This is a genomic window from Streptomyces sp. PU-14G (assembly GCF_041028275.1).
Taxonomy (GTDB): Bacteria; Actinomycetota; Actinomycetes; order Streptomycetales; family Streptomycetaceae; genus Streptomyces.
In genome coordinates this window covers 22,921-37,385 of the sequence record NZ_JASKYT010000020.1, presented here as the reverse complement: position 1 = coordinate 37,385, position 14,465 = coordinate 22,921, and the positions used below count along the sequence as shown (strand labels likewise).

Here is a 14,465-nt window from a genome sequence, read left to right as displayed (position 1 = left end):
CCTCCGCGGTGAGCTCCAAGTACCCCGACGCGCTGCGCGACGAGGTCGCCGGCAAGGGGGGGTGCTGCCGTCGACGTGGTGGCCGACAACGACGGCGTCCACGAGTCCGTCGCCCTCGGCTTCCCGCCCTCGGCACAGGATGCCATCAAGGACTGCTCTCCCTCCTGGTCCGCAACGCGAAGCCTCAGCAGGAGGAGTCTGCGGTCACACCGGAGGCCACCAGCYGTCACAGGTGGCGATGCGGCCCGCCTCTTTGTGTGCGGGCCGCACGGGCGCCTGCCGACCGCCGTCGTGCAGGGCTCAGACACCCTTGTCGGGGGCGCGCGGCGATGCGATGGCGCCACGGCGCACCACCCCAAACACCCAGACGGGTACCCCGAATGGCGCCTTTCCTCCTTGCGATGGCGCCACAATGGCGAGAGTATGGCGTCATGTCCTTCGGTAACGAGACCGGCAACGCAGCAGCCGTCCGGACGAGCGGTGAAGCTTCCCTCGCCGTCGCACCGCCCGCGCCGGACAGCCCCACCGAGCCCCTCTGGACTCCACCGCAACGCTCAAGAAGCCGCCCTTTCGATCCGCCTGCCGAGCTCGGCGCGCTGCGTGCCCGACGCCCCCTCATCCGGGTACGGCTAGCCGACGGCAACCCATGCTGGCTCGCCTCCGGGTACCGAACGGTCCGGGCCGTGCTCTCCGACCGGCGCTTCAGCTCGCGCTACGAGCTGCTGCGGCTCCCTCAGCTCGCGTCCTCGGCCACCCCGCTCTCCCCGGCGACCATGGGCGACCTGACGGGCATCGACCCACCCGACCACACCCGGTATCGGCGGCTGCTCGCCGGGAAGTTCACCGTCCGCCGGATGCGGACGCTGACCGCCCGCGCCGAGGAGATCACCACCGAGCACCTGGACATCATGGAACGACGAGGGGGGCCGGTCGACCTCGTGACCGCGTTCGCCCAGCCCGTTCCGATACTGATGATCTGCGAACTGCTGGGCGTACCGCACTCCGCGCGCGACGCTTTCCGGCGCCATGCCGCCCTGCTGGCCGCGGAAGGAGCGGACCTCGACGACCAGAGGGCCGCGCTGGACGCCCTCAACAGCCTCATCGCCGACCTGCTGGCCGCCAAGCGCACTCACCCCACCGACGATCTGCTGAGCGACCTGCTCACGGGCACCGATCTGTCCGGTGAGGAACTGGCGGGCATCGGCGGCTTCCTGCTCGCCGCCGGTCTCCACACCACGTCCGCGATGCTCGGCCTGGGCACCTTCGCTTTGCTCAGCCATCCCGCGCAGGCTGCCGCCCTGCGTGCGGACCCCGGGCTCAGCGACAGCGCGGTCGACGAGCTGCTGCGCTACCTGTCCATCGCTCACACGGCCGCCCGCTCAGCCCTGGAGGACGTGGAAGTGGACGGCCAGGTCATCAGGGCCGGCGAGACGGTTCTGCTCTCAGTCGAGGCCGCCAACCGCGACCCGCTCCGCTTCGACCGGCCCGACACACTCGACATCCGCCGCAAGCCCGTGGGGCACCTGGCGTTCGGACACGGGATCCATCAATGCCTGGGGCAGCAACTGGCACGCGTGGAACTGGGCGTCGCTTACTCGGGGCTGCTGTCCCGCTTCCCCACGCTGCGGCTGGCGGTGCCCCCCAAGGACGTACCGCTGCGCGTCAGCCTCGACCTCTACGGAGTGCGCGAACTGCCCGTCACCTGGCAGTGAGGCCGGCCGGACGAGAAGAGAAGGAGAGGAAGCGCATGGAGATCTCGCCAGGCAACCGGACGGCAGTCGGACAGTGGAAGGCGGTGGTGGACCGCGAGCGCTGCGTGGGCGCCGGCGTGTGCGCGCTCACCGCCCCGTTGCTGTTCGACCAGGACCCGAAGGACGGCCGGGTCGTTCTGCTGGAACCCCGCACCGCCGCCCATGGACGACAAGCCGCCGAGGACGCGGCGGAAGGCTGCCCCTCGGGAGCCGTCACGGTCGAGAGCCAAGGTGGCCTCGGTGACGAGGACGACGAGGACGACGAGCGGGGCGGTGCTCGGGAACATCCCCGCGCCGCCCCTCCGCGCGACCTGGGGCACGGGGAGCATGAGGGGAGTCCGTGAGATCACGGGGCCGGGACCGGCCCCGGTAACCGACGCGGATGGAGGCGTCGGCGGCGGTTACCGGAGCGTGCAAGCGTGCGAGCGTGCAAGCCCGTGAGGCTGTGAGGCTGTGAGGTTTGCGGGTCGGCGACTCGGTTACAAGGATGATCACGTGCTTGGGAGGTCAGGCACATCCGCGGGAGGCGGCCGTAGACGGCGCTTCCGGGTGTGCTGCCCGTGTCGCAGTCTCCCGCGGTTGGTCCCCGTGTCAGCGACACCGCAAGGAGACAGCCCTGATGTCTGCCGTTCGGTACCGGCCTCAGCGAAACCGCCACAGCCACAACGACGCCCCGGACACCACCGCGGACTTCCGGCGCCTGGCAGCCCTTCCCGAGGGGCCCGAGCGTGAGGAGTTGTCCGGTCGGCTGGTGGAGGCGTGGTTGCCGATGGCTCGCAGGCTGGCCGCCAAGTACCGCAACCGGGGCGAGAACATCGAGGATCTGGAGCAGGTCGCCGCCCTCGGCCTGGTCAAAGCCGTCAACCGGTACGACCCCGTGCACGGCACCCCGTTCGTGCCGTACGCGGTCCCCACCATCACCGGAGAGATCCGCCGCCACTTCCGCGACCGGACCTGGGACGTGCACGTGCCGCGCCGCGTCCAGGAGATGCGCAACAAGGTCCGTACCGCTGTCCGTGAACTGGACACGGGCGCCGGTGAGAGCATGCCGCCTGTGGCGCGGCTGGCCGAGCACACCGGTCTGACCGAGGGAGAGGTGGCCACCGCTTTGGAGGCCATGGACAGCTTCCGCAGCCTTTCGCTGGACGCGGCCACCGCCGGCTCCGACGACGGGTTCTCCCTGATCGACACGCTCGGCCGCGAGGACGCCGAATACGACACGGTCGTGGCCAGGGAGGCCGTCAAACCGTGCCTGCGCTCCCTTCCCGAGCGGGAGCGCAAGGTGCTCTACCTGCGGTTCTTCCGCGACATGACCCAGTCTCGGATCGGCAAGGAACTCGGCATCTCGCAGATGCACGTCTCTCGTCTGCTCTCCCGAAGCTGCGACCGCGTTCGTCGCCAGGTGGAACACGGACGCCCCGCCGCACGTCCCCACGCTGCCTGACCCCCGGTATCGGCCGACCCACCGCTACTCCACACCACCCGGCAAGGAAGGAAGCTCCCCGATGCTGCTGGCCCACCCCGCCGTACTGCGTGACCTGATCGAGCAGTACGAGACCCTCAGCCTCCTGCACGCCGACGAAGGTTCGCCCGACGTCCAGCAGCGGATGAACGACGTCAGCTACACCCTGTGCGTGTCCACCGGCACCCGCGACGTCGACGCCGCTTTGATCGCCGCTCGCCACCGGCTGCCGGGCGCCCGCGCCGCGGACGACTCCCTCCTCACCCAGCCGGGCGAGACCACCGAAGTCGGCGGTACGTCCGCACTGCCGGAGCCTGCGGCCTGATGCGCGGCTGGATACGCAGGCCTTGGGTGCTGCTGCGTGCGATGACCGTCCGGGTGATCCGCTGAGGACGGCTGTCCTCGTCCAGGCCTCCTGAGCCTGAGCCGGCAAGACGCGCGTAGGCTGTCACGAGAGGGCTTTGGGGACCCTCCCCGCGGTGGGGGACGGTTCGGGCGGTGTCGCGGAGCCTGGTGCTGTGGTCCTGAGGGCTCCTCTCCAGAGGGTCCTTCTCCGACACGGTGCCAGGCGTCCGGCGCGCGGACCAGCCCGCTGCTCACCGCCCCGGGTAGGCGGCCGGGTCGGTGGAGACGTCGGCGGCGTCGGGCACCGGCGGGGTCCGGAGTCAGGTGGCCGTGTCCCGCCCGTCGCCAGGGGAGTCGCACAGGGCGTGGTCGACGAGGTCACTGGCGGCTCGCTCCTGTCGGAGCGCGTTGCCGGGCGAGTCGTTCAGGGCCGTGGACATGGACACCGTGACGCTGCGGCTGCCGTCCCCGGTGACCCCGTTCAGGGTGATGTATCCGCCGTCGCCTCCTTCGTGTCCCCAGTAGCTGCCGCCGCAGGACAGGGGCCGGTTGACCAGACCGAGTCCGTAGCGCCCGTGGGGCCAGAACGTGCGCATCTCCTCGTTGACCGGGACGGCCTTCTGCATCTCGGCCAACCTTTTCCGGGGCAGCAGTTGGCCGCCGAGCAGGCCTTGGAAGAAGCGGTTGACATCCGCGGTGGTGGAGACGTAGTTGCCGGGGCTCGGGAGGACCACCCTGGTGACGTCGACGCGTTCGCCCGAGGGGAAGACCTGGTAGCCGTTGGCGTGCGGGCTGCGGAGTGTGGAAGCGCCACTGCCCGGTAGGTAGGTGTGGTCCATGCCGAGCGGCTCCAGGACCCGGTCCTCGACCTCCTGGTGCCAAGGTCGCGCTGTGACCTTCTCGATGACCATGTCGAGCAGGACGTAGCCGGTGTTGGAGTAGCTCCACCCGCTGCCGGGCGGGAAGTCCGGGTGGTGCCTCATCGCCCGCGCGACGATCTGTTCGGGGGTGTAGGTGTCGTACCGGCGCTCGTGGTACTCCTGCGGGGTGGTGTACCCAGGAAGATCGTCGTCGTGGATGCCGCTGGTGTGCTGGAGGAGTTGCCGGATGGTGATCCGGCGTCCGTCGTTGCCCTTTCCGTCCACCAAGCCGGGCAACCAGCGGTCCACTGTGTCGTCGAGTGCCAGCTTCTCCTCGTCGACCAGTTGCAGGATCACGGTGGCCACAAGGGCCTTGCCCGTGCTGGCCATGCGGAAGTAGCCGTCGCGGGGCACCGGCCGGTGCGTGCCCGCTTCGGCGACGCCGCTGGTGGCGATCAGGCCGGGGCCAGGGCCGGTGGTCACCCGTGCCTGGACGCCGGTGACACCCAGCGCCCGTATGGCGTCGGTGTCCCGGCGCAGATCGGCTTGTCGGTACGCGGGCGAGGCCGCTTCGTGCGCGTCGCCCGGCAACTGGACGGCGAGGGCCGCACCGACGGTGACGAGAGGGACCGCGGCTGCCCACCATCTTCTGCCGATACGGCGATGCCCGTCGGGCTGGCCGAGTGGGGGAGTGTGCGAGGGGCGCCGTGCGGCGGCCGGGCCTGTGGGTCTCATGCCGCTCACGTTAGGGAGGTCATCGGGTGCGGCTCGCTACCGCGGACACCCGAACGGAAGGTACAGCTACCTGTAGTGCGGCAGGGCCGAGTGGTACCTAGAGTGCATCGCGTGGGGCGCCCCCCCACCCTGCGGGACGACAAAGGGAAAGCGAACAAGTGCCTGGCGTACTCGGCGCGGCCCGCGCATGGTGGCTCGAAACCTGGCGCGGCGGGCGTTACCTGCTCGGCACCTTGACGGCCGCGGCAGTGACGCTCGCCGCGGCCCCATTCCTGTGCAGGCCGGCGCTGGCACAACTCTGGGCGGAACACCACCGCCGGCGCGCCGGAGCGTTGTTGGGGCAGCCGGTCGAGCCGCACCCCCGCACCGCCCGCCGCAACCTCGCGTGGTGCGTGACGCAGATTCTCGCCGGTCTGCCGGCGGGCGCCGTCGCGCTGCTGTGCGCGGGCACCCTCTCGCTCACTCCCGTCATCACGACGTTGTGGTGGGCCTTTCCCACGGCCCCGTGGCTGCCCGTGATCAGCGTTCCCCTCACCGGCTGGGGCACCGCCCTGTCGCTCGGCCTGCTGAATCTGGTGCTCCTCGCGGCACTGGCGGCCCTCGTCCTCCCGTTGCTCGCCCGAGCGCACGCCCGGTGCTGCCTCGCGGTCCTAGCGCCCTCGCTCGCGGAGCAACTCGTCGAACGAGTCACCGAACTCACCCGGACACGTACAGACGTCCTGCAAGCACACAGCGCAGAACTCCGCCGGATCGAACGAGACCTGCACGACGGCACCCAGGCCCGGCTCGTCGCCATCGCGATGCGGCTCGCCGTGGCCGGCGAAAGCCTCTCCGACGGCCCCGAGACGGCCGCCACTCTGGTGCGGCAGGCCCACGCCGAGACCGAGGACGCGATGACGGAACTGCGGTCCGTCATCCGCACCATCTACCCCCCGGTGCTGGCTGACCAAGGCCTGGCCGGCGCGGTCAGCACCCTGGCCACCAGGGCCGGGGTGCCGACCCGCATCGATGTCGGCCCGCTCGGTGACATCCCCGCGGCGGTCGAGGCGGTCGCCTACTTCGCCGTCACCGAGGCACTGGCCAACATCGCCCGCCACAGCCGGGCCTCCAACGCCTCGGTGCGCCTCACCCGCAGCGGTCCGCTGCTCTGCGCGAAGATCACGGACGACGGAACCGGGGGAGCGGACGCCGCCCGTGGCTCCGGCCTGGACGGAATGCGCCGCCGCGCCGCTGCCCTGGACGGCACCATGGATATCAGCAGCCCGCCGGGCGGGCCGACCGTCATCACCGTGGAGTTGCCGTGCGCGTAGTGCTCGCCGAGGACAACGTCCTGCTCTCGTCCGGGCTCAAGCTCCTGCTCAACTCCCAGGGCTTCGAGGTCGCGGCGATCGCGGCCGACGCCTGCGCCTTCCTCGCCGCCGTCGAGACCCACCGGCCGGACGTCACCATCGTGGACGTACGGCTCCCCCCTTCCTTCCGCGACGAGGGCATCCGGGCCGCGGCCCAGGCCCGCCGCGACCACCCCGGACTGCCCGTCCTGGTCCTGTCGCAGTACGTGGAGCAGGAGTACGCGGGCCGCCTCCTCGCCGACACCCGGGGCGGTATCGGGTACCTGCTCAAAGACCGGGTGAGCCGCATAGCTGAATTCACCGATGCGCTGCGCCGTGTGGCCGGTGGCGGTACCGCCATGGACCCCGAGGTCATCGCCCAACTCCTCGCTCGCGGCGGCGATCCCGTCGAGGCACTGACCGCGCGCGAGCGTGAGGTCCTCGCGTTGATGGCCGAGGGCCACGACAACGCGGGCATCGCCCGACGGCTCGTCATCACCGACAACGCCGTCCACAAGCACATCGGCAACGTCTTCCTCAAACTGGGCCTGTCAGCCGGCGACAGCGGCCACCGCCGTGTCCGCGCCGTCCTGGCCTACCTCCGCCGCTACGGCGGTAACGCGCCCGATGCGACGACACCGCACCACTGACGCGAACAGTGCTGCTTCCCGTGCAACGGTTGTGCCGGCAGGCGCCGACATCGTCGGCGTCAGCGCCCGACCCGAGGGCGACGGCCTCAGGCATGCCCGGTGTCCAGCACGACCCACCGGGAGCCAGACGGTCAACACGCTCAGCCCGGGTGGCGGGCCGCGGCACTGTCACGTCCAGCCACCCGGCTTGACGCCGCGCTGCGGGCTACGCGCTCAAGTCACCGCGCGTACCGCTGCTCCCGCGGACGAGAAGCCGGTGCGGGACAGTGATCCGGCGGGCCGGCAGGCCCGGTCGATGAGCACGGTTCAGCCCCGGTCCTTGGCGCCGTCGATGAGCAGTTCCGCGATCTCGCCGAAGTAGGGGGAGCGGACCTCCGGGACGGCGAGGCCGATGAGGCCGGTGCGGCCTTGGCGCAGGACGCGTGCCGCGAGGGTGGGGCGGTACTGGGTTCGTCGATCACACGGAGCACGCGTTCGCGGGTGGCCGGGGCGACCGAGGGTGCGTTGTCGACGGTGTTCGAGACCGTACGGACGGACACCGCCGCCCGTTCTACTCCGGGTACGGAGCCGGGCCCGAGCGCGTCGAGCGGGCAGCTCGGACAAGAGACCACCATGGACGGCCCCCCGCCGTCCCGCCTTTCCACCGTCCCGCCGCCCATGGACCGCCGTCGGCCGAATCGGGCCACATGGGCGGCAGGGGCAAGGGCTGCACCAAGGGTTGACCCCGCCGTTGCCGCCTTCTACGGTGACCGCACCGGCATACGTATTCACATCTGCGGTGGGGAATTCTGACGTGGCCGCGCGCAAGTCCGGCCGAATACCAACGGGAGGTCTCGTGACTGCGACCGCTACGGCCGCCGCCGCCGACCCAGGCGGCACGGCTCAGGCGGCGCCGGCCGAGGTCCGCAAGGCCGTCTGGGCCGGTGGAATCGGCACAGAGCGGCGGCGAGGCCGCGCAGACCCCGCTTCGCGACGCATTGCTGTCGCAGTGGCGCGGAATCCTGGTCTTCTGCGGCGCCTCGATCACCCTGGCCGTGCTGACGTACGGCTGGGTGACCTACCTGCCGCAATACCTGAGCGGCACGCTGAGAATCCCGCAGAGCGAGGCGTTCCTGTCCAACGTGATCTCGATTGCCGTGCTGGTGCCCCTGCTGCCACTGGCCGGAGCGCTCGGCCCTGTGGGGCTTCCTCGCCGCGCTGGCGGTGTTCTCGCTCTTCGTGATCCTCCGCTTCATGCGAGAGACCTACCGCAGCGCACTGTCCGACGACGAATACGCCGAGACCGACTGAACAAGGAGCGACATGTCCCAGCAGCCCACGTTGAACATGGCCGGCACCGAGTGGCACAACATCGCGGACTTCGTGGAGCGCTCGACGTACCGCATCTGGAACGAGCGCGAAGTGGACCTCGTCGCGCGGACCTACACCCCGCAGACCATCACGCACATGGACTCCGGTGACCTGGTCGGAGCGGCCCATGTCGTCGAGGACACCGCGCGCGCACTGGCCGCACGCGAGGGTTTCCGGGGGCTCATCGACGAGACGATCTGGACAGGCAACGACCGCGACGGCTACCGCACGTCGATGCGGTGGACGTGGACGGCGCGCAACGCCGGTGATCCCGTGTTCGGCGGACCGATCGGGCGCTGGATCCGGGTCAGCGCGACGGCCAACTGCGTGGTCATGGGGGAGCACTACGTCGAGGAGTGGAAGGGCTGGAACCCCGGAGCCCGCGCGGCCCAGCTGGGCATCGACCTGGACACCGCGGCCCAGCTGTGGGACCAGGCCTCAGCGGGCGAGCAGCAACCCGAAGGCAAGCCCGCCGCGGACTTCGGAGTGCGGGTCCCCGCCATCCCGGAGCGTGTGGACGGCGCCGGAGAACTGGTGCAGGAGCACCTGACAACTCTGTTCGGCAAGGGAGACGCCGACCGCGTCTTCCACGCCTACAGCAACGACGCACACCTCTCGGTCGGCACGTCGCGGACCTACCATCACCTTGCCGGCATCAAGAACTACGTGGACGACTGGTTGCGCCTGGTGCCGGAGCGGGAGTTCCGCATCGACGAGCTGTACTGGCTCGAGGACTTCAACCTCGACCGGGTCGCCGTCCGCTGGAATCTCGCCGGCGTGGTACCGACTGCCGACGGCGAGCGCGAGGTGTCCGTCATGGGCATCAACCACGTGCACGTCCACGGAGGGAAAATCGTCGCTGAGTTCGCCGAGTTCGACGAGCTGTCGCTGTACCGGCAGATCACCGGCCGGTGAAGCAGGCGTACGGGGCGCGGCCACGTGTGGGCCGCGCCCCGTTGCTCGCCGTCCCGCCTTCGTCTTGTGGCAGGTCCGTAGCGGTAGGGCCTGGCGCGCATGCGTATGCACGCGGCCCTGCTGGTGCCGCGCCCTGCTGGCGCCACGCGCGACTGGCGCCACGGCGCGACTGGTGACGGCACCGCGTCGGCTCAGCATGCCGCAGCCCGGCGCGTCCTCCCGTCCTGGCCGTGTCAGGCACCCGGGGCGGCGGCGTGCGTTCTCCGCAGCACCAGTTGCGCCGGGAACACGACGCGCTCGGCGTCCCCCTTGCCTCCCTGTGCGATGCGCTGGACCAGCAGCCGGGCCGCGGTACGGGCCATCTCGTGCATGTCGTGGCGGACGGTGCTGAGCTGAAAGCTTTCCCAGCCGGCCATCGGAATGTCGTCGAAACCGAAGAGCGTCAGCTCGTCAGGCACCTTGACCTGCGCCGCCAGAGCCGCGTTGAGCGCCCCGATGGCGACCACGTCGTTGCCGCACAGCACGGCGGTGGGGCGTGGCCGCAGTGTCAGCAGTTCTCCCAACCCGGCATAGCCGGTGGCGAACTCGAAGGGGCCGCGGACCGCGGCGTCCTCGGAAAGTCCGACCCCGGCCTCCGCCAGAGCGAGGCGGAACCCCATCTCCCGTTCCTGCCCCGTCGTGGTGTTGCGCGGACCGAAGATCCCGGCGATGTGGCGGTGGCCGAGCGCGACGAGTTCGCGCGCCACCAGCCTGCCACCCTCCGCGTTGTCCACCACCGCGACCGGAGGGCCGGCCATGCCGGTCTCCCGGTTGAGGAAGACGAACGGGAGGCCCCGACGAGTGAGTTCGGCGGGCAGGGCGGAATCGGTCGTCGCCGTCGTCAGTACCACGCCATCGACCGACTGACCCAGCAGACGCTCGGTGGCCACAGCGTCCTCGGACCGCTCGGTGAAGAGCATCATGCGGTAGCCGCAGCGCTCCAGCTCGTCGTGGAGCGGTGCGACCAAGTGGGGGTAGAACGGGTTGGTCAGGTCGGTGACGACGACGCCGACCCGCCGCGTGGCGCGGGTGGACAGGCTGCGGCCCGTCTCGCTCGGCACGTAGTTCAGCGCCTCCGCCGCCTGCCGTACGCGCTGCCGCGTCTCCTCGGAGACCCGGGGGTCGCCCCGCAGCGCTCGCGACACCGTCGGTTGCGACACACCGGCCAGCCGTGCGACGTCAATGCTGGTGATCGCCACCGCCGTGCCTCCTGGATCTCTGCGACTTCGACTGCTCAGCATACGTCGCAACACCAAGGCGGCCGGCGCGGGGACGGCGCATCCAGCGGCGAACGGCCAGCCCACGCGATCGCGCCGTACATACGTAGGCCCGGGCCGCGGCGGGCGCGGTCGACGGCCTCGGCACCGGAAGTCCCGAGGTGAGCGCTCTCGCCGCGGGGAGGCTTGGCAGGATGAGTTCCTCACCCAGGGTGGACGAATGGTGCGACACGGGCGTCGAGCCATACCAGGCTCGCCCAGGCCAGTGCTGTCACCGTGACGGACGCGGCCGCGAGCGGTGCCACGGCCCGGGTGACCCTTCCAGCCCGGCGACGCACCAGGTAACCGGTCAGCCCCCAGGCCGCCAGCGTGACCGCGGGGACCCCGAACAGCATGATCGGCAGTTCCACGTACAGCAGGCTCCAGTCCCGTTCGCCTTCGAAGCTGCCGCGCAAACCGGGCTCGGCACCGCGTATCCACACACCGAACCCGACTGCCGCGGTGAGGACTGCCACCAGACAGCCGACGGCGCCGGTCGGCTCGAGTCGTTTGCCCATGACCACTACGGACGCTTCCCCGGCCGTTCGAGTTCCGGGAAGCTCGCGAACGCGCCGACATCACGGCATGCGCCTGCCGTCGCCCCGGTGGGACGAGGAACCCGCAGGCGCTGTGTGTCCGCAGGCGCTGTGTGTCCGCATGCCGGGACGGTGCCTGCGCCAGGAATGGCGGAGTGGCGACCTCGGGTTACCCCGGTGCGCAAGGCAAACGTGGTGGAGAGGAAACCGATCGATGACGCAGTCGAGGGAACAGCCGCGGCAGGCGGCCGGGGAGCCCGCGCCGGGGCGGCCGGGCGGAGAGGCGACCCGACCGGTCCGGCGGACGGGCCGACAGCTGGTGGCGGCCTCCATCGGCAACGGTGTCGAGTGGTACGACTGGTTCGCGTACTCGTTTCTCGCCACCTACATCGCGGACGAGATCTTTCCCAAGGGGACGGGCAATTCGCTCGTGCCGTTGCTGTCCACCTTCGCGGTCTTCGCCGTCGGCTTCTTCATGCGGCCAGTGGGCGGGCTGCTTCTCGGCGCTGTGGCCGACCGGATCGGGCGGCGGGCTGCGCTGACCTTGACGATCCTTCTCATGGGCGGAAGCAGCCTGCTCGTCGCGATCACCCCGACCTATGCCGTCGCCGGGGTGTTCGGGCCTGTGGTGCTCGTGGCCGCCCGCCTCGTTCAAGGGCTCTCCGTCGGCGGGGAGTTCGCCGCTTCGACGACCTTCCTGGTGGAGTCGGCCGGGCCGGGGCGGCGCGGGCTGTTCTCCAGCTTCCAGTACGTGTCGACGACGGCGGGCCAGCTGGCTGCGTCCGGTGTCGCCGCGCTGTTCGTCTCCACTCTGGACGACGGACAGATGCACCAGTGGGGTTGGCGGGCCCCGTTCGTGGTCGGGGCGCTGCTGAGCCTGGTCGGCTTCTGGGTACGGCGCGGGGCGCAGGAGACCCGGAGCGAGAAGCACGCCGACGGGCCGCGTCCCGGGCTGTTCGACGCGCTGCGCAGCCACCCCCGCGCCTCACTGCTGATCGTCGGTATCACGGCCGGTGGGACGATCGCCTACTACGTGTGGACGTCGTATCTGCCGACGTACGCACAGGTCAACGCCGGTCTCGACAAGGGGGACGCGCTCGTCGCCGGCACGATCTCGCTGGTGTTCTTCATGCTGCTCCAGCCGTTGGGCGGGATGCTGTCGGACCGGGTGGGCCGCAAGCCGCTGCTGCTGGTCTTCGCGGTCGGGTTCGCGGTGCTGTGCGTTCCGTTGCTGCACGCGGTCGGTGACTCCTTCATCTCGCTGCTGCTGGTGCAGTGCGCGGGCATGGTGCTGCTCACCGGTTACACGGCCATCGCCGCGGCGGTGAACGCCGAGATCTTCCCGGCACGGGTGCGTGCCGCGGGCATCGGCTTTCCCTACTCACTGGCGGTGGCGCTCTTCGGCGGCACCGCGCCCTACATGGGCACCCTCTTCGAGGAGCTGGAGATGCCGGACGCCTTCCCGTGGTATGTGACGGTGCTGTGCCTGCTGTCCGCGCTCGTGTATGTGCGGCTGCCGGAGCGGGCCAAGGACGAACTGGAGCGGTGAGACGGCGAGCGGCGCGTGCCCGGACGGGAGCGAGCAGCAAGCGACGCGCGCACTTCATGGAAGACGGGCCGGCCTCTATGGTGGGCCGATGACGTCGATCAAGCGGTTCCAAATCACTTTCGACTGCGCGGATCCCGAGCGCGTAGCTCGTTTCTGGTGCGAGGTATTGGGGTATGTCGTACCGCCGCCGCCGGAGGGGTTTGCCACGTGGGGCGCTTTCGATCGTTCGTTGCCGCCTGAGCGCCAGGGCTCGGATTTCGCCTGCGTTGATCCCTCGGGTGCCGGCCCGCGGCTGTACTTCCAGCGCGTGCCCGAAGGGAAGGTGGTCAAGAACCGGCTGCACATCGACGTGCGGGTCGGCACGGGGCTCGTCGGTGAGGAACGCGTTGCCGCGCTGGAGGCCGAGTGCGCGCGGCTTGTCGCGCTCGGCGCCGTACGCGAGCGTCTCCTGGTTGCCGACGGCTTCGACGAGTCGTGCCTCGTGATGCGGGACGTCGAGGGCAACGAGTTCTGCCTCGACTGAGTGACCCGGAACGGGGCGCCTTCGTGCGCCGACCGCTTCGGTTCACCGACACGAGGGGTGCCGTCCCGTCGGTCGGTCCGGCTCGTTGCCTGACGCCACTGGACGGCATCCTCGATCCCGGCCGTCCCTGAGGGGAGGGCCGCACCCGGGCGCCCTCCCGGGCGCCCTCCCGGCGGCAGGCGCGTCGCATGCCGCCCGGGCCAGGCACCCGTCAGAGACCCCGAGCGTCTGCCTCCGTCAGGTGTCTGCCCGCCGTCAGAGGTGCGCCAGGAGGGCGTGCAGTGCGGGGTTGTCGTTGCTGCGTCGCCATACGAGGTTCAGCTCGACCGGCGCGGGCGCGGCCAATGCGACGGGGCGGAAGACGACACCGGGAAAGCGCATCTGGGCGGCTGCCTCGGGGACGAGCGCGACGCCCCAGCCGGCGTTGACCATCGCCAGGATGCTGTGCACCTGTGTGAGGTACTGGGTGAACTCGGGCGCGATGCCCGCCGCGCGGAAGACGCTGATGAGCAGCTCGTGAAAGTAGCGCGCTTCGACAGGCGCGTACATCAGCAGCTCCTGGCCGTCGAAGTCGGTGATGTGCGGGTCTTCGTGCCGCTCGGCCAACCGGTGCCCCGCGGGAAGGGCGGCCAGCAGCACCTCACGGGCCGCGGGACGGGAGACGAGGCCGGTGCCGACGGCGGCCGGCCGGACCATGCCGAGGTCGAGGGCGCCCTCGGCGATGGCCTCCAACTGGTCGCGGGTGACCATCTCGCGCAGCACGATGTCCGCCTCCGGAATGGCGCCACGCGCCGTTTCCAGAAGCTGGCCCAGGCTCGAATAGGCGCTGGCGGCGGTGAAGCCGATGGCGACCGCACCGGCCTCGCCCGCGGAGACCTTGCGGACGGTGAGGGTCGCGTCGTGCGCCTGGCGCAGGATGCGGCGGGCCTCGTTGAGGAAAGCACGCCCTGCGGGGGTCAGCCGGACGGAGCGCTTCGTGCGGTCCAGGAGCTCCACCCGCAGTTCGGCCTCCAGAAGTTGGATCTGCCGGCTCAGCGGCGGCTGCGTCATCCGGAGCCGCTCGGCGGCCCGCGTGAAGTGCAGCTCCTCCGCCACGGCGACAAAGCCGGACAGTTGCGCGAGCGTGAACATCGATACTCTCCGGGTATTCGTGTATCCAAAAGTTA

General features: G+C 70.5%; 14 protein-coding genes and 1 pseudogene. 10 read left to right on the top strand and 5 right to left on the bottom strand.

The window, feature by feature from the left end:
- The first annotated feature begins 596 nt into the window (after positions 1-596).
- The 4 genes from AB8Z75_RS04535 (at position 597) to AB8Z75_RS04520 (ending at position 3,538) form a co-directional block, all read left to right on the top strand.
- Positions 597-1,712 (top strand): cytochrome P450, encoded by a 1,116-nt coding sequence (locus AB8Z75_RS04535; protein ID WP_369200038.1) that lies wholly within the window; start codon positions 597-599, stop codon positions 1,710-1,712.
- Between the two features lie 35 nt (positions 1,713-1,747).
- Positions 1,748-2,095, top strand: a complete 348-nt coding sequence (locus AB8Z75_RS04530; protein WP_369200036.1) for a ferredoxin — start codon at positions 1,748-1,750, stop codon at positions 2,093-2,095.
- 275 nt (positions 2,096-2,370) lie between these two features.
- Entirely contained in the window at positions 2,371-3,195 is an 825-nt protein-coding gene (locus AB8Z75_RS04525) for a SigB/SigF/SigG family RNA polymerase sigma factor (protein WP_369200035.1), read from the top strand.
- A gap of 61 nt (positions 3,196-3,256) precedes the next feature.
- On the top strand, positions 3,257-3,538 hold the full coding sequence (locus tag AB8Z75_RS04520) for a DUF5133 domain-containing protein (protein WP_369200034.1): 282 nt from the start codon (positions 3,257-3,259) through the stop codon (positions 3,536-3,538).
- Positions 3,539-3,878: 340 nt separating this feature from the next.
- Here the strand turns inward: AB8Z75_RS04520 and AB8Z75_RS04515 are convergent, their stop codons facing one another.
- Positions 3,879-5,153 (bottom strand): serine hydrolase domain-containing protein, encoded by a 1,275-nt coding sequence (locus AB8Z75_RS04515; RefSeq protein WP_369200033.1) that lies wholly within the window; start codon positions 5,151-5,153, stop codon positions 3,879-3,881.
- A gap of 158 nt (positions 5,154-5,311) precedes the next feature.
- Here AB8Z75_RS04515 and AB8Z75_RS04510 point away from each other — a divergent pair, with 158 nt between their 5' ends.
- Positions 5,312-6,463 (top strand): sensor histidine kinase, encoded by a 1,152-nt coding sequence (locus tag AB8Z75_RS04510; protein ID WP_369200032.1) that lies wholly within the window; start codon positions 5,312-5,314, stop codon positions 6,461-6,463.
- Positions 6,454-7,131 carry a response regulator gene (locus AB8Z75_RS04505; RefSeq protein WP_369200031.1) on the top strand — a complete coding sequence of 226 codons (678 nt, stop codon included), beginning with the start codon at positions 6,454-6,456 and terminating at the stop codon, positions 7,129-7,131. Before AB8Z75_RS04510 ends, AB8Z75_RS04505 begins: the two co-directional genes overlap by 10 nt.
- Before the next feature lie 309 nt (positions 7,132-7,440).
- Here AB8Z75_RS04505 and AB8Z75_RS04500 read toward each other — a convergent pair.
- Positions 7,441-7,670, bottom strand: a pseudogene (locus tag AB8Z75_RS04500) (LacI family DNA-binding transcriptional regulator); the annotation flags it as partial.
- A 592-nt stretch (positions 7,671-8,262) separates the two neighbouring features.
- On the opposite strand from AB8Z75_RS04500, the gene AB8Z75_RS04495 reads away from it, so the two are divergent.
- Complete coding sequence (locus tag AB8Z75_RS04495) at positions 8,263-8,421, top strand: hypothetical protein (protein WP_369200030.1); 159 nt, start codon at positions 8,263-8,265, stop codon at positions 8,419-8,421.
- Between the two features lie 12 nt (positions 8,422-8,433).
- A complete protein-coding gene (locus tag AB8Z75_RS04490) occupies positions 8,434-9,396 on the top strand; it encodes an ester cyclase (protein WP_369200029.1) in 963 nt (320 codons plus the stop codon).
- A gap of 233 nt (positions 9,397-9,629) precedes the next feature.
- On the opposite strand, the gene AB8Z75_RS04485 is transcribed toward AB8Z75_RS04490, so the two are convergent.
- Complete coding sequence (locus AB8Z75_RS04485; protein WP_369200028.1) at positions 9,630-10,634, bottom strand: LacI family DNA-binding transcriptional regulator; 1,005 nt, start codon at positions 10,632-10,634, stop codon at positions 9,630-9,632.
- A 221-nt stretch (positions 10,635-10,855) separates the two neighbouring features.
- Positions 10,856-11,209 (bottom strand): hypothetical protein, encoded by a 354-nt coding sequence (locus tag AB8Z75_RS04480; protein ID WP_369200027.1) that lies wholly within the window; start codon positions 11,207-11,209, stop codon positions 10,856-10,858.
- Positions 11,210-11,441: 232 nt separating this feature from the next.
- Here AB8Z75_RS04480 and AB8Z75_RS04475 point away from each other — a divergent pair, with 232 nt between their 5' ends.
- Entirely contained in the window at positions 11,442-12,776 is a 1,335-nt protein-coding gene (locus AB8Z75_RS04475) for an MFS transporter (RefSeq protein ID WP_369200026.1), read from the top strand.
- A gap of 88 nt (positions 12,777-12,864) precedes the next feature.
- Positions 12,865-13,299, top strand: coding sequence for a VOC family protein (locus tag AB8Z75_RS04470; protein ID WP_369200025.1), 435 nt, complete (start codon positions 12,865-12,867; stop codon positions 13,297-13,299).
- Between the two features lie 255 nt (positions 13,300-13,554).
- Here AB8Z75_RS04470 and AB8Z75_RS04465 read toward each other — a convergent pair whose 3' ends face one another.
- Positions 13,555-14,430 (bottom strand): LysR substrate-binding domain-containing protein, encoded by an 876-nt coding sequence (locus AB8Z75_RS04465; protein ID WP_369200024.1) that lies wholly within the window; start codon positions 14,428-14,430, stop codon positions 13,555-13,557.
- Positions 14,431-14,465 lie beyond the last annotated feature (35 nt).